This window comes from Bradyrhizobium sp. ORS 278 (assembly GCF_000026145.1).
In the GTDB taxonomy this organism is placed as follows: domain Bacteria; phylum Pseudomonadota; class Alphaproteobacteria; order Rhizobiales; family Xanthobacteraceae; genus Bradyrhizobium.
In genome coordinates this window covers 2,430,984-2,450,767 of record NC_009445.1, presented here as the reverse complement: position 1 = coordinate 2,450,767, position 19,784 = coordinate 2,430,984, and the positions used below count along the sequence as shown (strand labels likewise).

Annotated in this window: 13 protein-coding genes; 4 read left to right on the top strand and 9 right to left on the bottom strand. The window is 65.2% G+C overall.

Annotated features, from left to right (window positions below; all coding sequences use genetic code 11):
* Positions 1 to 348 precede the first annotated feature (348 nt).
* The 3 genes from BRADO_RS10770 to BRADO_RS10760 all read right to left on the bottom strand — a co-directional run bounded on the left by BRADO_RS10770 (position 349) and on the right by BRADO_RS10760 (position 5,020).
* Positions 349 to 690 carry a hypothetical protein gene (locus BRADO_RS10770; protein ID WP_244423016.1) on the bottom strand — a complete coding sequence of 114 codons (342 nt, stop codon included), beginning with the start codon at positions 688 to 690 and terminating at the stop codon, positions 349 to 351.
* 107 nt (positions 691 to 797) lie between these two features.
* A complete protein-coding gene (locus BRADO_RS10765; RefSeq protein WP_011925350.1) occupies positions 798 to 3,107 on the bottom strand; it encodes a TonB-dependent siderophore receptor in 2,310 nt (769 codons plus the stop codon).
* A 773-nt stretch (positions 3,108 to 3,880) separates the two neighbouring features.
* Positions 3,881 to 5,020 (bottom strand): PepSY domain-containing protein, encoded by a 1,140-nt coding sequence (locus BRADO_RS10760; RefSeq protein ID WP_011925348.1) that lies wholly within the window; start codon positions 5,018 to 5,020, stop codon positions 3,881 to 3,883.
* A gap of 640 nt (positions 5,021 to 5,660) precedes the next feature.
* Between BRADO_RS10760 and BRADO_RS10755 the strand changes: the two genes are divergently transcribed.
* Both BRADO_RS10755 and BRADO_RS10750 read left to right on the top strand, forming a co-directional pair.
* The gene (locus BRADO_RS10755) at positions 5,661 to 5,882 is read left to right on the top strand and encodes a hypothetical protein (RefSeq protein ID WP_041756352.1); all 222 of its coding nucleotides are present in this window, start codon (positions 5,661 to 5,663) and stop codon (positions 5,880 to 5,882) included.
* A gap of 11 nt (positions 5,883 to 5,893) precedes the next feature.
* Positions 5,894 to 6,298 (top strand): hypothetical protein, encoded by a 405-nt coding sequence (locus tag BRADO_RS10750; RefSeq protein ID WP_050780989.1) that lies wholly within the window; start codon positions 5,894 to 5,896, stop codon positions 6,296 to 6,298.
* 257 nt (positions 6,299 to 6,555) lie between these two features.
* Here BRADO_RS10750 and BRADO_RS10745 read toward each other — a convergent pair whose 3' ends face one another.
* From BRADO_RS10745 to BRADO_RS33895, 4 genes are all read right to left on the bottom strand, one after another.
* Positions 6,556 to 7,317: a Crp/Fnr family transcriptional regulator gene (locus BRADO_RS10745; RefSeq protein ID WP_041756351.1), complete on the bottom strand. Its 762-nt coding sequence runs from the start codon at positions 7,315 to 7,317 to the stop codon at positions 6,556 to 6,558.
* Positions 7,314 to 10,478, bottom strand: coding sequence for a CheR family methyltransferase (locus BRADO_RS10740; protein ID WP_041756350.1), 3,165 nt, complete (start codon positions 10,476 to 10,478; stop codon positions 7,314 to 7,316). The genes BRADO_RS10745 and BRADO_RS10740 overlap by 4 nt, the downstream gene beginning before the upstream one ends.
* A gap of 295 nt (positions 10,479 to 10,773) precedes the next feature.
* Positions 10,774 to 11,226 (bottom strand): hypothetical protein, encoded by a 453-nt coding sequence (locus BRADO_RS35610; protein WP_011925343.1) that lies wholly within the window; start codon positions 11,224 to 11,226, stop codon positions 10,774 to 10,776.
* A gap of 75 nt (positions 11,227 to 11,301) precedes the next feature.
* Positions 11,302 to 11,526, bottom strand: a complete 225-nt coding sequence (locus tag BRADO_RS33895) for a chemotaxis protein CheB (protein ID WP_244423015.1) — start codon at positions 11,524 to 11,526, stop codon at positions 11,302 to 11,304.
* Positions 11,527 to 11,717: 191 nt separating this feature from the next.
* Here BRADO_RS33895 and BRADO_RS10730 point away from each other — a divergent pair, with 191 nt between their 5' ends.
* Positions 11,718 to 12,119 (top strand): response regulator, encoded by a 402-nt coding sequence (locus BRADO_RS10730; RefSeq protein ID WP_041756348.1) that lies wholly within the window; start codon positions 11,718 to 11,720, stop codon positions 12,117 to 12,119.
* 348 nt (positions 12,120 to 12,467) lie between these two features.
* Positions 12,468 to 15,587 carry a DEAD/DEAH box helicase gene (locus BRADO_RS10725; RefSeq protein WP_244423014.1) on the top strand — a complete coding sequence of 1,040 codons (3,120 nt, stop codon included), beginning with the start codon at positions 12,468 to 12,470 and terminating at the stop codon, positions 15,585 to 15,587.
* 23 nt (positions 15,588 to 15,610) lie between these two features.
* On the opposite strand, the gene BRADO_RS10720 is transcribed toward BRADO_RS10725, so the two are convergent.
* Both BRADO_RS10720 and BRADO_RS10715 read right to left on the bottom strand, forming a co-directional pair.
* Positions 15,611 to 18,145: a YbcC family protein gene (locus BRADO_RS10720; RefSeq protein WP_371259355.1), complete on the bottom strand. Its 2,535-nt coding sequence runs from the start codon at positions 18,143 to 18,145 to the stop codon at positions 15,611 to 15,613.
* On the bottom strand, positions 18,142 to 19,770 hold the full coding sequence (locus tag BRADO_RS10715; RefSeq protein WP_011925338.1) for an NADH-quinone oxidoreductase subunit L: 1,629 nt from the start codon (positions 19,768 to 19,770) through the stop codon (positions 18,142 to 18,144). Before BRADO_RS10715 ends, BRADO_RS10720 begins: the two co-directional genes overlap by 4 nt.
* Positions 19,771 to 19,784: the final 14 nt, after the last annotated feature.

The following is a 19,784-nucleotide window of genomic DNA, read 5'->3' as shown; positions in this document are numbered from 1 at the left end:
CCGAAGTCACACGTCCACGAGCGCGCGGTCCGTGTCAGGCGCGCGCGACGCGGCGCCGCCGCAAGGGCCCGCTCAGAGGTCAAGGATGGCTGTGGATTGGCATCCGGACGTTCCCTCGCGTCGTTGTTCTGGAGCTGGCGCTCGTTTGGCGGCACGCTAAGCAGCAATCGTGCCAGGGGACCCGCACGCGCGGACGCGGACGCACCGCCTTCAATTCGCTAGGTTTTCTCGACGATGCCCGTGCTGCAGACGGGGATCGGCGCAGGCCTTGTCCGAAGTTTCGGAAACGGACGGAAGGGGCCGTCCGGAAAACCGGACGGCCCGTCTGGCCGCGACGATCGGAAGGCGTCAGCCGGGGTCCGCGGGCGCGGGCTTGGCTGGCCGGCGCCGGCGCGCGCCGAACCGCGATCGCCGAATCCGCCGCTTGCGGAATTCCAAGCCGCACATGGTGCTGTCGATGCTCTCGGCCGGACGGCGCAGACGCCGGCCGTGAGAGCCGAGCCACTTGTCGACTTGCCGCAGCAGAAGACGGTCGCGCCCCAGGCGCCGCAACAACTCGTCGCGCGTATGCAGCGACGCTATGTCGACGAGATAATCGAGCTGCTCGGACAGCGTTCTTCCCACCAGCCGCGCGTAGTCACTGGATATCAATAAAGTCACGATCCGCTCGGGCAGATGCGGCTCAGCCATGTCCCATTCCCGCAATCAGCCGTGCCTTGCGGGCCGTCGACGTGCCGGCCTTGCAAAACCGACCGTGCACGCCGCTGATCCGGCCCGCAATGCACCGGCTCCCGCCGTCAGAAATTGAAGGTGGTCGAGACGAGATAGGTGCGCGGCGCACCCAGCGTGATCACGCCGCTATAGGCCGACGCCCAATACGCCGTGTTGAAGACGTTCTCGACGCTGCCGCGCACCACGATCGGCTTGCCGTTCCAAGGTGATTTGAACGTGTAGCGCGCGCCCAGATCGATCCGCGTCCAATCCGGCAAAGACAGCGTATTCGTGGCGTTGACGTATTGCGCCCCGGTGTAGACGACACGCCCTGTGAGCGTCAGATCCCGGACGAACGGCGTATCCCATTCGGCACCGAGATTCACGGTCAGCTCAGGCACGCCGATCGCGCGCTTACCGTCGGTGGTCGCGCTTGCGGTCTGCTCCTGCGCGCCGTGAATGTAGGCCATGCCGCCCAGCAGGCGGAACGCCGGGGTGACCTCGCCGAAGACGTTGAACTCGGCGCCGGTATTGCGCTGAAGCCCGTTCATGACCTGCGTCAGCGCTCCACTCGAGCTCGCCGTCGTGATGACGCTCGGGCGCGAGATGTCGAACGCGCTGAGCGTGGTCGTGATACGGCCGAAATCGACCTTGATGCCGGTCTCGGCCTGCTTGGTCTGGCCGAGCGGAAACACCTGGCCGCTGTTGGTGTAGCCCGTTGCAACGACCGCAGGGGTCTGCAGGCCTTCGATATAGTTGGCATAGAGCGAGACGCGCTCGACCGGCTTGACGACGAGCGCATAGGCCGGGGTCCAGACCGACTGATCCTCGAACGGCCGGCTCGCCGCCGGCGCGAGATCATTCGTCACCTCCGTGCCGGCGGTCTGCCGGCGGACACCGACGGTCAGCTGGATCCGCTTGTTCAGGAGCGACATGGTGTCGGAGATTCCGATGCTCCAGAGATTCGCGCCGACCGTCTGATTGCCCTGAAGCGTCGCAAAGCCCGGCAGCGCGACACTGGTAGGCTCGGTGTAGAGGCTCCAGGTCGCGCTCTTGCCGACAACCAGCAGCTGGGTATAGGTGCGGTCGGTGATGGAGTAGCCGACGTTGATGGCGTGGTTGATCGGACCGGTGTCGGCGGTCATCCGCAGGCCGGCCTCGCCCGCGAAGGTCTTGTAGGTTTCGCTCGCGGATCCAGGCGTGCCCGACAGCAGGCCGGCATTGGTCGCGAGGGTCGGCGAGGGATAGCGGTAGTTGATGTTGCTGTCGTGATAGCCGAAGCCGGCATAGGCGGTGATGCGGTCGTTGAGATCGACCTCGCCTTTCACAGTCGAGAAGAAATCCGTCGGCGCATAATACGCCCATGGCACCTGGAAATTGGTGCCAGCCGACGGCGGCGACGGAATGCTGGTGACCGAGGGGCCGACACCGAGGAAGCGCAACGGCGGGTTCAGCTTGTCGGCCTGATACCCGACATCGGCGTCCACCCGGACGTTCTCGCCGTAGTAATCGACTGCGAGGTGCGCGTTGCCGAATTCGTCGTGCTGACGGTTCCACGCCGTGTCGCCGTTCGCATAGGTGCTGTTGAGCCGTACGCCCCATTCCTTGTGCTCGCCATAGCGGCGGCTGACGTCGATCTGCTCGCCGAGCTGCGATTTCGAGGCATAGGTGGTCGTCAGTTGCGTAATGTCCTCGAGCGGCGCGTGCTTGGTGACGAGGTTGACGCTGCCCCCCACCGCGCCGCCGCTCGACGCGCCGGTGCCGCCGATCGTCATGCCGTTGAGCAGCGCGGCAGGCCCCTTCAGCAGCTCGACGCGCTCGATGAAGTTGGCGCCGGTCGAGTAATATGGCGCGATTCCGGCGAGGCCGTTCAGGCCATAGTCGCCGCTGTCATAGTAGAAGCCGCGGATGAACAGCCCATCGGCTCCGCCCCCCGCGGCCTGCACCGCCCGCACCGACGGATCGTTGATCAGCACGTCGCGGATGGTGCGAGCCTGCTGGTTCTGGATCAGCTGTGCGGTGAAGCTCGTCTGGTTGAAGGGCGTATCCATCACCCCGCGATTGCCGAGCAGTCCAAGCCCGCCCCCGCTCGCGACCTGACCACCGGCATAGAGCGACGGGGGCGCGCCGATCGTCCCCGTCGATGGCGTCACGTAGGGCACCGGAGCGCGGGGTGGCAGATTGCGCGCGGCGACGCGTCGCTGCGTGTTGCGCGTCGAGGCTGCCTGGCTCCTCTGGGTCGCCTGCCGCGTCTTCGGCTTGGGGGCATCGACAGTCACGTCGGGAAGCTTCATCTGAGCGAAGGCCGGCTGAAAACCTCCGATGCTCAACGTCAGCGCCAACGCGCTCACGAGCCCCAACGACCCGACGCCTCTATCCTTCACGCAAACAATCATTCCAATACCCCGATCATTCCAAGTTCCAAACCTGGTTCGTCGGCGCTCCTAACACACAGGTATTCGGGGATGGCGTCCTTGCACGTAGAAGTCATCTAACAAGCAGCAATTCTGTCGCGACGGATGATTCAAGAGTTTGTCGTTCCAGCAGGAATTGGCATGCAACGGATTCTTCGAAAGCCTCCAAAGAAGCGCACGCTTCCATCATCTCGAGTAGCCGTCAGCTGTCGCCTCAAGGCTTGGTGTCCCGATCACGCGGCACGCGTGAGGCGCATGACGATGAGTTCGCATGAGGCCGGCTATGAAAGTCCAAAATCCCGCTATAAATTCGCTTGGGATCGACCGCCGGCTCGTGACTATCCATCGATTTGTGTATCTAGATATTTCGCTACGGCCAAAAGTCCGCGCCTGCTGCGTCGTCAATGACGGACCGAGCAGTGGCGAATCCAAAGAGCCTCTGCGACAGCCTATCGCACCGGCGTTACTGCATGCGGCTCGCCTGCCCAGACCCGCGCTCGGATCCGCCTGAACGTACTATGACGATGATGATAGTGATGATGCGGAGCTGACGCAGCGCGTCCTGCGCATGCCGTGGATCAGCGACAGCACAATGGGCACGGACAGGCCGAGCCAGCACAGGCCGTCCCACAGACCGTCGCCAAACAATCCGAACGCAAGTCCGGCCGCCGCGACAAGCCCCGTCAGCAGCGGCGCTCGAAACACTTGCCATGTCGACCGTTGCGCGGAGCGCGACGGTGGCGCCGCGAGTGAGCTCATGACGACACCGCTGCCGCCGCGACCGCAACGCTCGACGACTTGCGTCTGGTGCCCCAGCGCTTTGCGACCCAAAGATAAAGACCGCTGCAGAGTACGATGATGGTGATGATATCGAGCAAGGCCCAGATGATCTTCAGCGGCAGCCCGCCATAATCGCCGAAATGCAGCGGCCGCGAGACCTGCAGCGCACGCAGGTACCAGGCCAAGGCCGGCGCAATCAGCTTGGCGCTGTCCTGGTCGTGAATTTCTTGGGCATCAACCAGAACAGGCGTGTACATGCGCGCCGTGAAAGGCGTCGTGCCCTTCGTCCAGACGATGAGGTGCTGAGGACTGCCGAACCGCGTCGCGGTCGGCATCGTCACCGATGCGACGACGCGATCCGGATAGGCGGTGCGGACCGCATCGACCGCGGCTTGAACCGATTTTGCCTCGGCGAGCGGCTTGCCCTGATGGGGCCCGAGCAGGGCCGGCATCGTCTGGGCGCGCCAGAGTTCCGACAGCGGCACGGCGAGCGTGTTGATCGTCCCGGTCACCCCGACCGCAAGGGTCCAGCTTACCGTGACGATGCCGAGCAGATTGTGCAGGTCGAGCCATTTGAGACGTCGCGAGCGATCCCGCACCGTTCCGAACTGCAGCCGTCGCATGAACGGCCAGTAGACCACGACGCCGGATACGATCGAGGCTGCGAAGACGAGTCCCATCAGGCCCAGAAAGAGCTCGCCCGGCAATCCAGCGAACATGTCGCGGTGGATGCGCAGGATCATGTCCATGACGTCCTGGTGCGGCGCCTCGTCACCGAGGATGGCGCCGCTGCGGGCATCGACTGTGAGCCGGTGCAGCTGTCCCGGCATCGGGACCGCGGTCGGCGACATCGCGACCACGACAAGCGGCTCGGCCGCCTTGAGGCTGACGAACAGCACATGCTGCTTCGGCTGCAGTTGCCTGGCAGAGGCGATCAGGCGGTCGAGCGGCAAGACCGGCGTATCCGCCGGCATTGCCGGCGCAGGGATGTCGTCTTCGAGGAGATGGTTGATCTCGTCATGGAAGATCAGCGGCAGCCCGGTCAGACACAACATCAGCATGAACATCATGCTGATCAGCGAAGTCCACGTGTGCACCTGAACCCACAACCGCATGACCTATGGACCCACCCTGGTTCACCATCGCGCCGAGGCGCCCTCGCCCGACCGTTGCGCTCGTCGTTGACATCGCGACGTCCGAATTTTCAGGTCGTCCGCGCGCGCCGCGCCGTTGAAGTCCGACCAATTCAGACATGATCAGGCTGAGCACCGCGCCGGCGGCTGCGTCACGATGGTTATTTGCTCCGGATCGAAGACGGCTAACAAGCCGGACAAGAACGCTCACCCTCGAGACAATCGAGAGCCGGCATCATGCTGACCGGTGCCCGCCGAGCAAATAAATTCGGCAGCAGCGCCGCTGGAATTTCTTTAAGGTGGCGCACGAAATGTGGCTTCCCGCTCGCTCGTCTCCACAGCGAATGTGCGTCGCGATGGTCGCAACGGGGCGACATTCTGAAGGCCGCCGGCACGTGCGAGCTGTCGCGTGACGAAAGCAAGGCGAAGCGTTGAGGTCCTCGACAGAGTGACGCGGCATCTCGACGCGAGACACACGGGTGACAGCAGGCGCCGCTTCAGCCTGAGCCGCCCGACGAGCGCGGCCCCCCCGATCAACGCGACCGCGACAGGAACCCTTTCGGGCCGCGCCTGTTGCGGTCACAGACCACGCGGGGACTCATTCCCCCTCAGGAGGCTCGTCATGGCAGTCCAGATCGTGATGGATCGAACCGGCGACAGCCGCTACCCGTTCGACCCGGCCAGCGCGGCGCAGGTGGCGGAAGCCGAGCGGCGCTTCCAGCAGCTCACCGGGCGCGGCTTCACGGCGGCGGCCCGGGTCGCGCCCGGACGCGTGGAGGTCATCCGCTCGTTCGATCCGCGTGTGGACGAATGCGTCTTCATCCCCCGGCTGGTGGGCGGCTAGCGGCGGCGGACATGTTCGGCCTTCTTCGATCGGAGACGCGCGCTCTGCGGCGCCTGCGCGCGGTGAATGCCCTGTTCGGCCAGCACCGGGCGCATCGCACGCCGGCTGGCCGCTCCCGGCGCCTGCTGCAGCAATGGTTGACGCCGGCGCAATGGAAGCAGTTTTGCTCCCGCGGCTATTTCGACGTGGTCGGCTCGCATAGCGGCCGCCGCTACAGGATCTACAAGGGCTCGGCAATGAATGTCTGCCTGCTCGACGAGCGCGGACGCGTCCGCCGCGGGTTCTGTTTCGTGCCGGTGGGCGACCTGCCGGCGTGCGACGTCATGCTGGCGCAGAAGCTCGCGCTGGAACTGTGCGAGGACAGCGCGATGATCGTCGCCCGCGAGTTCATCCCGCGCGCGATGTATTGGAACTGACGGCGCGCGAGGCGGCTCACGGCGGGCTGCCGCTCTGTCATCTCGTTGGAAGCATGTCTCGTTGGAAGCATGTCGTGATGGATGTGCCGTCCTTCGGGACGAGGCTGACGCGGACCTTCTCCATCCCATGGTCCGCCTTGCGGCTCGTGGCGGCCAACGCCTCGATCGTCGCAGCAGCCGCCTGCATCGAGGCGCGGGAATGCGGCGCGGCGCGCCGGGACACACGAATTCTTCCCGTGCGTCCAAGCTGAATTCATTCAACCCGGCGACGCGTCATGCGGAGATCCGTAATGCAGATACTCGGGGTCGAACATCGCAGCCTCCATCAGCGCCTTGAAATCCGGCACGGTCAGCGTCCGGTCGCGCAGCACGATGAGGCCGGCGGAGCGCAGCTCTTGCAGAGTGCGATTGACGTGAACGACCGACAGGCCGGTGGCGTCGGCGAGATCCGTCTGCGTGATCGGAAAGGTGCAGCTGGCGCCGTCGATCAGACCGACCGTTCGTAGCCGCGTCATCACCTCGCACAGCAGGTGCGCGACACGCTCATAGGCGTCGCGGCGGCCGAGGTTCAGCGTCCATTCGCGCTGGATCGCGGCATTGGAGAGCGTCTCGCACCAGAAGGCTTCTGCCAGCCTGCGGTCGCACGCGATGAGGCTCTCGAAGCGCTCGCGGTCGAGTTCGGCGTAGCTGACCGGCGTCAGCGCCGCGATCGAATGATCGAGCCGCTTCACGAAATAGACCTGCGCATCACAGGTGTCGCCGGGCAGCGCAAGGTTGACGATCTGTCGGCGGCCGTCCTCCAGCATCTTATAGCGCGCGGCCCAGCCGCTCAGCATCATGAGGACGCTGAGCGCGGCGTCTCCTTCGCGGGCCAATTCCTGTCCGGCCGGCGCGACCAGGATGTGACCACGGACCGCCTGCTCGAGCATTGCGGCCGCCTCGTCGGAGACCGCGCGGAACGCAAGCAGCCGGCGAAGCACGACATCCGCCGTGTGCGTACTGATGCTGCGCCCGCTCATCGCTGGCCGGTCGCAGGGCCCTGGACGAAACTGCGGCTGAGCGGAAGGATGATTTGAAATTGCATGCCGGCCGGATTGAACGACAATTGCGTCCTGCCCTTCAGCTCAAACGCCAGGGTGCGCTCCAGAATTTCGCTGCCAAATCCCTTTCGTTTCGACGGCTTCACCTCAGGCCCTCCTCTCTCTCGCCATTCGAACACCAATTCCTTGGGAGTCACGCTCTCATCGATATGCCAGCTGATATCGATGCGCCCGGTGGGCTGGCTCAGCGCGCCGTATTTCACCGCATTGGTCGCCAGCTCGTGGATCGCCAGCGACAAGGTCTCCGCGGCCTTGGGCTGCAGCCGCATCGACGGTCCGGAGATGCGCACCTGCTCGCCCTCGCGCGCCTTGTAGGCCATCAGTTCGTCGGCCAGGAGATATTCGAGATCCACCCCCGCTTGGGGGTCGCGCGTCACCGCCGCCTGGGTGCGCGCCAGCGCGCCGAGCCGGCCATCGAGGTGGGCGGCATACTCTTCGACGGTCGAACTGGTCTGGGCCGAGCGCCGCGCGATCGAGCGGACCACGCCGAGCGTGTTGCGCACGCGATGCTGCAGTTCGGCGAGCAGCAGCCGCTGGCGCTCCTCGGCGCGGGTGATCGCGGTAACGTCGATGAAGGTCATCACCACGCCGGCGATGAAATTATCCACACTTCGATAGGGCAGCATCCGCACGATGAACCGGGTGCCACTATCGGGCGCGATCAGCTCGCGCTCGGCGCTGGCGAGCGTGCGGAGGACCCGGCGGATGTCCTCGTACAACTCCTTGATCGGGATCCTTGCTTTGATATGCGCGATCGGCCGGCCGACATCGGTCTCGACGAGATGCAGCACCTGGGTGATGGCGGGAGTGAAATTCATCACCCGCAGATCGTTATCCACGAATACGGTCGCGATCTGCGTGCTCTCGAGAAAGTTCTTCAGATCGCTGGTCGCGCGTGTCAACTCCTGGACACGATGGGCCAGCTCGCCATTGACCGTCGTCAGCTCCTCGTTGACCGATTGCAGCTCCTCGCGCGAGGTCTCCAGCTCCTCATTGGCGGATTGCAGCTCCTCGTTCAGCGATTGATATTCCTCATTGGAGGATTTCAGCTCCTCGTTGGTGCTCTCCAGCTCCTCGATCGTCGCCTGGAGCCGCTCGCGCGTCGCCCGCAGCTCGCTCTCGAGCCGCTCGACATGCTCGCTGCGCACCAGCGCGCTGCTGCCGCTGGCCAGCGCCGTGGCGGGCGGGCGCAGCGGGCCGTCCTTGAACAGCACGACAAAGTTGCGGTGACCGTTGTCGCTATCCTCGACTGGCTCGACCGTGATGTCGACGCCGATCGTATGGCCGTTGACGCCAAGCATCACCTGGTCGGCATGCACGATCTGATTGAAGTCGCGGGCATGACCGAGCGCCGTCCGCAATTCGAGCCGCAGGTCGCGATGAACGAGGCCGAGCAGATCCAAGGTCGCGACGCCGGCGGTCGGCTCGATGAAGCGGCCGGTGCGGCCGGAGAAGTGCAGGATCTGGAAGTTGCTGTCGGTGATGACATAGGCCGGCGCATAACGCTCGGCGATGCGCTGTGCCTTGCGCTCCAGCCCGACATCGGCATTGAAGGGGCGGATCGCCGGCATGTCGACCGTCGCGCGTCCCGCGGCCGTGCTGATCGGGAATTCCGGCGGGAGCCGCGACCCGCCGTCGAGCTTGCGGAAGATGCGCGCGCGACGGTCGACCGGCGCAAACAGCTTCGGATGCCGCGTCACGTTCTCCGAATTTCCCAGGAACAGAAAGCGGCCCGGCAGCAGCGAGAAGTGGAACAGCGGGATCACGCGGTTCTGCAACTCCGCGTTCAGATAGATCAGCAGATTGCGGCACGACACCAGGTCGAGCTTCGAAAACGGAGCGTCCTTGATGACGTTGTGCTGGGAGAAGATGCACATCTCGCGCAGCTCCTTGACCACGCAATAGGTGTCACCCTCGCGCACGAACCAGCGCGCCAGCCGTTCCGGCGAGATGTTGGCTTCGATGTCGGTCCGGTAGCGGCCGACCCGCGCGGCCGCCAGCGCCTTTCCGTCGATATCGGTCGCGAAGATCTGCAGCGGGGGAGGCGCGTCGAGCCTGGCGGCGTGCTCACGCAGCAGAATGGCGATCGAATAGGCCTCCTCGCCGGTGGCGCAGCCCAGGACCCAGACGCGGATCGGATGTCCGCGCTGCCTGCCGGCAAAGATCTGCGGAATGACATCCTGCTCCAGCACCTCGAACTCCCGCCTGTCGCGAAAGAACTCGGTCACGCCGATCAGGAGGTCGTTGAACAGGTGTTGGACCTCGTCCTTGTCGTTGCGCAGGAAATCGACATAGGCGGAAACATCGCCGATCTGCGCCACCTGCATGCGGCGTTGGACGCGGCGCAGAAAGGTATTCTGCTTGTAGCCGTGGAAGTCGTTGCCGGTCTTGGTGCGCAGGATGTCGGCAATGCGGTCGAGCGAGGTGGCGGCTGCGGCGAGCACCTCGTCGAAGCCCTGGCGGTCCTCCAGCCTGCGAAGGTGACGGGCGTAGACCTGGATGTGATCCGGGATGTCCTCGGCCGCCAGCACGAAATCGGCGATCGCGGCGGCCCGGCTGCTGTCCTGCGGTTCCTCTTCCTCGCCGACCGGGCGCTCGGCGAGGGCGAGCCCGCCATGATCCTTCAACGCCGCGACGCCGAGCGTGCCGTCACCACCGGTGCCAGCCAGAATAACGCCGATCGCCTGCTCCGCGCGCTCCTCGGCAAGCGACACCAGGAGGCTATCGATGGTGGCACGCTCGCCCGGCGCCTGCGGGCTTTGACGCAGGACCGCGCGGTTGTCGTGCAAGGTCGCGATCATGTCGGGCGGACAAAGATAGATCACCTGCCCTTCGATCTCGGCGCCGTCCTCGAGAGCCCGGAGGCGGACGTTCTCCAGCGGCTGCAGCACCTGGCGCAGCCATTCTTCGTCCAAACCCTCGCGATGCCGCAGCACGAGCACAATGGCAAGGTCCTGATCGAGCGCAGCTCTGGACAGGAACCGGGCAAGGCTTTCGGTATGGCTGGTGGAGGCGCCGACGCCGATCACCAGCGGCCGCCGCTTCTTGTCGCCCGATTGAGAGACGCCGCCTGTGGCCATGTCCCGCTGCAAATCAAATCCGCCTCAGCCGAAAAGAGACGCAAGCTAGCCCATCCGTCCCGCGAACGAAATAGCCGCCTCCCTGCTCACGGAGCGAAACAACGCGCTCCTCGCCAAGGAATCCGGCGCATGCCGCTTGATCGGCCGCAAGATCGACGACGCGCTTGTCCTCGACCTGATGACCCAGGTCCGAGCCACTCAGCCTTCCGAGTCCGCACATGCAGCGGGACGGTTTAGTTCCCGGCCAGGGCCTGCACCTCGCCATGGAAGACGTCGAGCGCCTATTCGGCCTAAACTATTCACGACCGGCCGCATCGGGAACTTCGCGGACGGACATGACTGCATATTCGCCTGGTGCGCGACGGGCATCCAGTTCATCAAGCTGCCCCGCTACGAGGCCTGACGCGCAAACAGACCGGGCCAGAGACGGCGCAACATTGCCGGTCAGCGCTTCCGCTCGCGCGCGGCGAACGTGCAGATAGGCCAGCCGCTGTTCGATCAGCGCGCGATGCCGCTCCCATTGCTCCAGGCTGCCGCGCATCAGGGTCGCGAGCCGCTCGGCCTCGTCTCGCGTCCTGCAGCCGGCCGTTCCCGTCCCGGGCTCATGCATATCGGCAACCCGGCGTTCCTGATGGCGCAGTCGGATCCGGCCATCCGAGATGGATGCGATCGCCTTCTGCAGCTGCATCTGCTCGGAACGAATTTCGGCTTCTGTCTGGTCCGCATCGTCATGCGGAACGCTCGGCATGTTTGCTCCCCTTTCAGTCGGCTCCGGCGCAGGCGGCGCGATAGCGACCTGACTGATCAGATGACGGAACTCGCCTCAGCGCAAGCCGCAGCATCTCATCAGCAAGCACGTCCGATGGTGCCTGGACCGCCGCCATTCGGCCGCAGCTCGCTTCATCGCGTTGAGACCAGCCGTACCATCTGATAAAAGCCTACGTAGGACGATTCCGATGACCCTTGGCCCATCCTGCAGCGCCGCAGATCGGAACAAGGGCCCGACGGCATCGCGAACCATGTTCTCTTGTCGACGACGGCCGAGCATGATCGGGCCGTCCACGATCAGCCGACGATGATCAGGTGCCGCGAGCTAAACTGTTCCATGACCGACCGACAATCCAAGGTCCGGTTCCTCCCAAGCGCCGGTAATGGCAACACGGGTGCTTCCACACCATTTCGCGACAAGGTATTTGTCCGACAGTCGTTCCTATCGGTCATTCTCGTAGGAGAAACCTCATGCGTCAGGGCTCTGCCATTCCCCGCATGTCCTCACAGCCCTTTGCCAGGCGGTCCATCCTGATTGTCGAGGACGAGTATTTCCTGGCCGACGATTTCGCTGCCGCCTTCCGCCGTCTCGGCGCTGACGTGATCGGCCCGATGTGTGACATCGACGAGGCTCAGGTGCTGCTACGATCGGGACAGCCCGTCGACGCAGCTGTGCTCGACATCAATGTCAGGACCGAGATGATCTTCCCGGTCGCGCGCATGCTGCGTGAGCGCAACATTCCATTCGTCTTTACGACCGGCTATGACAAGGCGTCCATCCTGCCCGAATTTGCCGACGTTCCGCATTGGGAGAAACCAGTGGATGTCATGTCCGTGGCCAATGTCCTGGCGACGATGGTCGGCGCGCGTTGACGCCCCTCCTCGACGCCACCTCCCTTTGTCACTGAAGACCTCACGGAGGTCAGCGGCCGCATCGCAGCGTTTCGAACGTCCGCGCCACCCGAAGGTGCGGTGCCGCAGAGTCCGCCGCTCGACCGGTGGCCAGGACTGAGCGTCGGCAAGCGGCGGCGGAACTCTTAGGGATGAGCCAGTGTTTGGTCGGGGATGGCCAAGTCTGCAACTCCCTCGAGATCCAAACCCTCCGATGCGGTTCAGGACGCGTCCGCGCGGCCGCCGCGCCAAGTGCCGGCGTCGGACGCGCCCCTCGGACTGGTTGCCTCTCATCTGCTCCGGCTCTGGCAACAGCCGAGCACGCGAGGCGTGGTCTTCCTCTCGAGCGATGAGGCGCGTGCCGAACGTATCGCCGCCGTGCTTCACGCGATGGATCCTGACTGCGGCGTGCTGGTGCTGCCGCGCTTCGACACCGTGCCGTTTGACGACGCGGCGCCGTCGCGCGAACTCTCAGGGCGTCGCGCCCATGTGCTGAGACGGCTGGCCGAGCACGCTCGTCATCCTCTGCTCATCTCGACCGTCGAAGCCGTTCTTCCACTCGTTCCGCCACAGCGATGCTGGACCGCTGCCAGTCTGCACCTCAAGGCCGGACAGCCGATCGATTTGGAAGGGTTTCGCAACTCTCTGGCGAAACTGGGCTATGCGACCGACGAGCCGCCTGACGATCCCGGCTCCGTTCTGTTTCATGGCCAGACGACCGAGTTGTTTCCCGCCGGCGCGCTCGGCCCGGTCAGGATCAATCATGCTGACGGCATGATCAGCGACATTCACTTCTTCGATCTCGGGCATCAGAATGCCGTCGTCGCCGCCGAAACGCTGGTGATCGATCCCATGTCGGAGCGCAGTGTTGGTGGCGAAGCGCTGGTCGACCTCTTCACCTATCTGGACGGCAGTGAGATCATCGTCGACAGCACCGTACCGGATCACGCCGAGATGCGGCTTGCTGCGCTCGACGAGAGCGACGTCGACAAAGAACGTCGCAAGCGCGCCTTCGTCGATCGCAGCACCTGGCGCCACGCGTTGCGCCTCGCCACCGTTCTGCCGGCGAAGGGCCACAGCGAGCCGATTCCTGTGTTTGCCCAGCAGAGGTCAGCTCGTGCGACGCTTCGGCGCTTCATCGAGAGCGCGAGGCAGCGTGGCGCCCGGATCCTGTTCACTGCCGCAACCGAGCGCGATCTGCAGGGCATGGAGCGCGTGGCTGGAGAGAAAGCGGAGCGGCGCAAGAATTGGGCGGCAGCAACACGAGCGCGAGACGGCGCCATCACCTCGCTGCTGATCGATCTCGACCGCGGCTTCACGACCGGGACGCGCCGGCCGCTGATCGTCATAACTGCTGCCGAGGTACTCGGCAGCAGGGCGCGGCATCTGCTGCCGATGGCCAGGCAGGCTGCGGTCGCAGGCATCACGATTCCTGTGCCGGGAAGCGCGATCATCCATCTGCAGCGCGGCCTCGCACTGCTGGACGGCCTCGAACTCATTTCCGCACCCAATGTCAGCGCGCGCGACATGATCCGCCTGGTCTTCGCAAACGACGAGGCGATCCTGGTGCCGATCGCCGATCTCGGGCTGATCTGGCCCTACGCGGGCGATCCAAGCGGCGTCAAGCTGGACGATGCCGACGGCCGATCATGGGCGGCTCGCTGTCTGCGGGCGGAGGATGAGATCGATCGGACCGCCGTGAGACTGTCCGATCAGATCCGCGCGCGGCGACGCGCCGAGGCGCCGCGCATCGTTGCTCCTGCAGTGGAGTACGAGCGCTTCGTCGCACGCTTTCCCTATCTGGTCACCCCCGATCAGGCCGCCGCGATCGAAGACGTGCTGAAGGATCTCGGCGCCGGCCATCCCATGGACCGGATCGTGTGCGGCGACGTGGGCTTCGGAAAGACCGAGATTGCCCTGCGGGCCGCGGCGGCGACTGTGTTCGCCGGGCGGCAGGTTGCTCTCATCGTCCCCACGACGGTGCTTGCTGCCCAGCATGTCCAGACCTTCGTGAAGCGCTTCGCGCCGTTCGGGATCAGCGTCGGACATCTCTCGCGCCTCTCGACGACGGCGGACGCGCGGAGCACCAGGCGGCAACTCGCCGACGGTACGCTCAAGCTCGTCATCGGAACGACGGCGCTCGCCGCCGATGACGTGCGATTTGCCGATCTGGGCCTCGTCATCGTTGACGAGGAGCAGCATTTCGGGGCCGCCGACAAGGCCAGGCTTTCTGCATTGCGAGCAGGCGTCCACGCACTGACGATGAGCGCGACCCCGATCCCGCGCACGATGGCGGGCGCCATGGCAGGCTTGCGCGATCTCAGCATCATCGCGACGCCACCGGTGCGGCGTCGTCCGGTATTGACCAAGGTCGAGCCGCTGCTCGATGCCACGCTGTCGATGGCGCTCCGACGTGAGCATCGGCGAGGCGGGCAGAGTTTCGTGATCTGCCCGCGCATCAAGGATCTTGCACCGATGCGGGAGCGCCTCAGCCATCTCGTTCCCGAACTCGGCATCGCCATGATCCATGGCCGCATGCCGGCCCGCGAGATCGACGCGGAGATGATGCGGTTCGTGGCGGGCAAAGCCGACATCCTGCTGGCGACCAACATCGTCGAAAATGGGCTCGACATCCCTCGCGCCAATACGATCCTGATCTCGGGCGCCGAACATTTCGGCTTGTCGCAGTTGCATCAGCTACGCGGTCGCGTAGGACGCGGCGGCATCCGCGCCTATGCCTACCTGCTCGCCGACACTCCGGGCGACGCCGCCCAGAAGCGACTTTCCGCTCTGCAAGAGCTCCACTTCGCAGGCGCCGGATTTCAGATCAGCGCACGGGATCTCGATCTGCGCGGTGCAGGCGATCTGTTGTCCGAGCAGCAGGCTGGCCATGTCCAGGTTTTCGGGCCGGCCCTCTATCAAGAGCTGCTGTCGCGGGCCTTGCAAGGACGGCCGCACCGCGCCGCCGAGTTCTGGCTTCCGGAATTGCGCATCGACCGTCCGGCATTCCTGCCGTCGGACTACGTGCAGGACCAGGTCACGCGGCTCGACGTCTACGCCCGCCTGGCTCACGCCGAGACGGTGGCCGACATCGACGACATCGAGGACGACATGCAGCTCCGCTTCGGTCATCCGCCGCAAGAAGCGAGCAATCTGATCGCGTCAGCCCGCATCCGCCTGGACTGCCATGCCCTGGGCATCGCGCGGCTCGACGTCGGAACAGAGGGCATCGCTGCACGGCTGAGACCTGCTGCAACGGCGGGCACTCCGCGCCCCGGCCGTCCGCGCTCACGGCTCGTCTACAAGCACAAGATCCGTCCCGACCGGATCTTGACCGCCGCGATCCGATTTCTCGCTGCCCTCAAACGCGACGCTTCGAACAAGCAAGGGCAGCCTACGTCGCGGCAGCGGAGTCGCGGACGCGCGTCGCCGGTCGGAGACTCTCCCTGACCTTTGCAGGTCCTCAAACTCGATTACGATTGCGGATCAATTGCCTGCCACTGCAGTCCACTGCGATAACGATGCGACACGCGGCCCTGGCCGGATATGGCGTAAAGATGCAGCCAGGCGTTATCGACCAGCTCGCGCACACCGCTATTCTGCGCGATCACGCGGCCGATCGCTTCCAAGGGCGCCTCGATCAGCACCGCGAGCCGCAGCGGCTCGTGCACGAAACGTGTGCCGTCGTGGACGGATTGCCACGGCAGCCCCACTTTGAGATCGCCGGCATTGCCCTCCAGCACGCCGATCGTACCGGCGACGTTGTGAAGGACCTTGTTTCCGGCACCGAACGCGGCGTTGTTGACGGTCGAGCCGTAGTATTGAAGATTGATCCAGCTCGCCACCACCATCGGCGCTGTCATGATCAGCTGCAGCGTGGCGAAGTCCTTGTCCTGCCGCCAGTCATACTCATGCAGGAAGGCACGTCCACCCAGATCGATGCCGCGTGTGCGGGCGCGGGGCGCAGCGATGAAGCTGGCATTTCCGGCAAGGCCCCATTCGGGCCGCACCTGGGCCCAGTCACGGCTGCGCGTGACGACCCGCTGCTCGGCATCGGCGCGGCCGGCGACGCCGAGCAGCGTGGCACGCTCAAGGCGCGTCAGCGAGGTGGCCTTTGCCAGGAGCTCTCGGAGCACGCGCAGGTCCTCGCGATGCGATGCAGGGAGACGTTCCAGATCGTACAATTTGATCTCGTCGGTGGTCGTGTCGTGCAGGCAGCCGAGGAAGAACGTGTCCTCGGGAATATCGATGCCGCGGTCGCGCAGGCCGGCCCGGACATCGGAATCATTAAGGATCGCTGCGGCGACGCGCGCATTGGCTTCGCCGGTGTTACCGCCGCACGCGCCGCAATCGAGCCCCGCCGCGTGCGGATTGTTCACGGACGTGCTGCCGTGGCCGGTGAGCATGACGAGCCGCGCGAACGGTCCCGTCATCGACATCGCCCGCAACACGGCCTCCGCCATCGCCACGCGCTGCGCCTGGTCGAAACCGGTCGCGCGCCCGCCGACAAGACGGGGAGAGATGCGTGGGCCGAGGCGGCCGATCACAGCATCATCCAATCCATCGGTGTTCGGATCATGCACCGTACGGGTCACGGCGAGGCTGTCGCTCAGGATCTTGCCGGCGAACAGCAGCCCGGCGGTCTCGACATAGATGAAGGAGGAGACCGCCGACAGCTTGAACGACTTCCAGGCCTTGCGCACGCGGCGGCGCAGCAGGCGCATGACCAGGATCTCGGAATCCTCGTCTTCGCTCGTCCCATCCACGGCCTCGCAGACGGTGAATTGCGGTCGCAGCAGCACTGGACAATGCGCGCGGCCGGTGATGTGACCGATCGGCACAAACTCGATCGGAAAGCCGAAGAAGCCGGCGAAACCGATGGTCTCGACCGCGCTGCTGATGGATTCCATCGCGCGCCGATACACTTCCGAGCGCACGTCGATGCAGAACGCGGCCTGCACAGCCGGCCTCGCGCCCGATGCCTGCGCCGCAGGCGACTGCCCGAGCCGATGCAGCAGGCGGCGGCGGAACGCGATCTCATAGGCTTCCTGCAGCACCATGTTGATGCACAGATCCGGATCGCCGCCGAGCTTGTCGTCGAGGGGTGGCAGTGCCGCCTGCTCCATCGCCCGCCGCCATGCCTCGCGAAACTCCGCATCGGTGCGCTGGACAAACAACGCGTAGCCCCAGACGACCCGGATGGCCAGCAGTTGCTCAAGCGTGTCGTCACGATCGCCCGCGAGCTCGTGATCCCACATCAGGTAGCGCGCATAGGCCGCCCACCCGCCGATCTCGAGCAGCGCCTGATGCAGATAGTCCTCGATCGCGCGCGCCGGCACGCCGAGTCGATCGACCACCGTTGCGATCGCAGCGACGTAGTCCTCCGGCAACTCCGCGACCAGCTCGCGAAAACGCGCGATGCCCATCGCTTCGGGGTTGCGGTCGTATCGGACACTGGCGCGCCAGGCAGCATACGGACGCAAGCCGCGCGCCGGCATCCGCCACACCGATTGTCCCTCATCGAAATATGCCGCGCACCAGCGCGAGATCTCGTCGGTCATGAACGCCGTGCGGGCGACATGGCGGTCGCCGGCAGCGAGTTCGGTGAGCACCTCCGCCACCGTCGCGACCACTGCGGGATGCTTCCGCACCGTCTTGTCGTTGTCCGCGAGCTTCAGCAACTCGCCGACTTCGGTCGGCAGGCACCAGTCGGCGGGGGCGGCGGCGAGTGCCGCCGCAAGGTCGGCTCGTTCGATCGTTCCGGAACGGATCGCCTCGCGGTAGAACGCGCGCGGCATCAGCGTCTCGAGCCGAGCGACCCGGTGCAAGGTCGCGCAGGTGGCGTGGAAGCTCTGACCGCTGAAGCCCATGAATGGATTGACCGCGACAAAGTTTTTCAGCGGCCACAGCGGTGCGATGCGGCGACAGGCTCCCGCGATGGCGGCGTGCAGGGCTGGCGTTGGCGCAAGGGCGACGGCCGGTGCGTCGCATTCGATCACGTCGCTCATGTGGGCTCCCTCAGCACAATGGGAAGAGCAATCGGAGCGGGCTTCGGCGCTGGGCCGGGCCAATACTGCAGGACCAGGCGATTGGCGATGGTGTTGACATAGAAGCCGTTGGCAACATGCACGTAGAGCGCCTGCCAGCGTGGCTCCGTCGCCTGCTTCGGCACCAGGCCCTGCAGGAACGTCACAGCCGCGAAGGACAGCACCACCAGCGCCACGATCACGATCCCGATCGGCCCGCGCATCGCTTCGAGCTTCGGCAGAGCCGCGGCAAACAATTGCTCCGCGACCAGTTGCAGGCCGAAATAGGCGCCGGCAACCACGGCTGCCAAGAGCAGCGTGCGCAGCACGACGTAAGCGTTCGGCCGTTCGTCGATGCCGTTCGCGACGAGGTGGATCATGCCGAGCAGGAGCACAGCGCCGAGCGCGAAGACGCCGGGCTGGCGGGCCGGCGTCGCGCCGGTCAGCAGGCTGAACAACAGCGTCACCAGCAGCACGCCGATAATGGAGATGATCAGCCGGAATGGATGCGGCTTGCCGCCCGGGCTCGGGGTCCACGAGGCGCGAGCGATGTCGATGACGCTGCCTGAGGACAGGAAGGCATGCGCCTTGTAAAGCGAGTGGGCGACGATGTGCAGCAGCGCCGCGGCGAAGGCGCCGAGACCGCATTCCAGCATCATGAATCCCATCTGCGCGATCGTCGACCAGGCAAGCGAGACCTTGATCGACGTCTGGGTCAGCATCACGACCGAGCCAAACAACGCCGTGAAGCCGCCGACCACCGCAAGCAGGTCGAGCGACGCAAGCGACAGCGTAACCACGTCGGTGAAGCGCAGCACCAGGAACCCGCCGGCATTGATGATGCCGGCATGCAGCAGCGCCGACACCGGCGTCGGGGTCTCCATCACCTCGATGAGCCAGCCATGCAGCGGGAATTGCGCCGACTTCAAGAGACCCGCAAACACCATCAGAACAGCCGCGATCTGGATGCCGAGCGGCACCGTCTCCTGCGCCCGCATCGCCTTGGCGGCCGAGAACATCGTCTGGTAGTCGAGGCTGCCGAAGGCGGCATAGAGCAGCACCATGGCCGTGACCAGGAACAGGTCGCCGAGCCTGCTGGCGATGAACTTCTTGCGGGCGGCAATCACCGCCGCCGGCCGTTCGGCGTAGAACACCAGCAGACGATGCAGCGCCAGGCTTGTCGCCGACCAGGCCAGCGTGAATTGCAGCAGATTGCCGGATATCGCTAGCGTCAGCACCGCCGCCAGCGTCAGGCACATCAGACGGATGAAGCGGATCTGGCCGGGATCGCCGTCCATATAGGTGAAGCTGTAGCGCAGCACGATAACGCCGATGAAGGACACCAGGCAGAACATCGTGGCACTCACGCTGTCGAGATAAAGGCCAAGACCGACGCCGTTGATCGCAAGTGACGGCGTGTAGAGCGGTCCACTGATGCCGACCTGGAGCGCGGTGACGAAGGCAACCGCGCAGGCCAGACCCGAGGCGAGTCCAGCCAGGCGATTCATCGACGGATGCGAGATCGTGGGATGGATGGCCGGCACCAGCGAGGCCGCAAGCAGCGCGCCAGGACCGGATATTGCGAGCCAGAGCGAGGACGTCATCATCTTCGCAGTCCCAT

Coding starts and splice junctions, on each gene's coding strand:
- BRADO_RS10760 (WP_011925348.1), bottom strand. CDS start 5,020: ATGCGGTTGTGGGTTCAGGTGCACACGTGGACTTCGCTGATCAGCATG.
- BRADO_RS10740 (WP_041756350.1), bottom strand. CDS start 10,478: ATGGCCACAGGCGGCGTCTCTCAATCGGGCGACAAGAAGCGGCGGCCG.
- BRADO_RS10750 (WP_050780989.1), top strand. CDS start 5,894: ATGTTCGGCCTTCTTCGATCGGAGACGCGCGCTCTGCGGCGCCTGCGC.
- BRADO_RS10715 (WP_011925338.1), bottom strand. CDS start 19,770: ATGATGACGTCCTCGCTCTGGCTCGCAATATCCGGTCCTGGCGCGCTG.
- BRADO_RS10745 (WP_041756351.1), bottom strand. CDS start 7,317: ATGAGCGGGCGCAGCATCAGTACGCACACGGCGGATGTCGTGCTTCGC.
- BRADO_RS35610 (WP_011925343.1), bottom strand. CDS start 11,226: ATGCCGAGCGTTCCGCATGACGATGCGGACCAGACAGAAGCCGAAATT.
- BRADO_RS10765 (WP_011925350.1), bottom strand. CDS start 3,107: ATGATTGTTTGCGTGAAGGATAGAGGCGTCGGGTCGTTGGGGCTCGTG.
- BRADO_RS10770 (WP_244423016.1), bottom strand. CDS start 690: ATGGCTGAGCCGCATCTGCCCGAGCGGATCGTGACTTTATTGATATCC.
- BRADO_RS10730 (WP_041756348.1), top strand. CDS start 11,718: ATGCGTCAGGGCTCTGCCATTCCCCGCATGTCCTCACAGCCCTTTGCC.
- BRADO_RS10720 (WP_371259355.1), bottom strand. CDS start 18,145: ATGAGCGACGTGATCGAATGCGACGCACCGGCCGTCGCCCTTGCGCCA.
- BRADO_RS10755 (WP_041756352.1), top strand. CDS start 5,661: ATGGCAGTCCAGATCGTGATGGATCGAACCGGCGACAGCCGCTACCCG.
- BRADO_RS33895 (WP_244423015.1), bottom strand. CDS start 11,526: ATGCTCGGCCGTCGTCGACAAGAGAACATGGTTCGCGATGCCGTCGGG.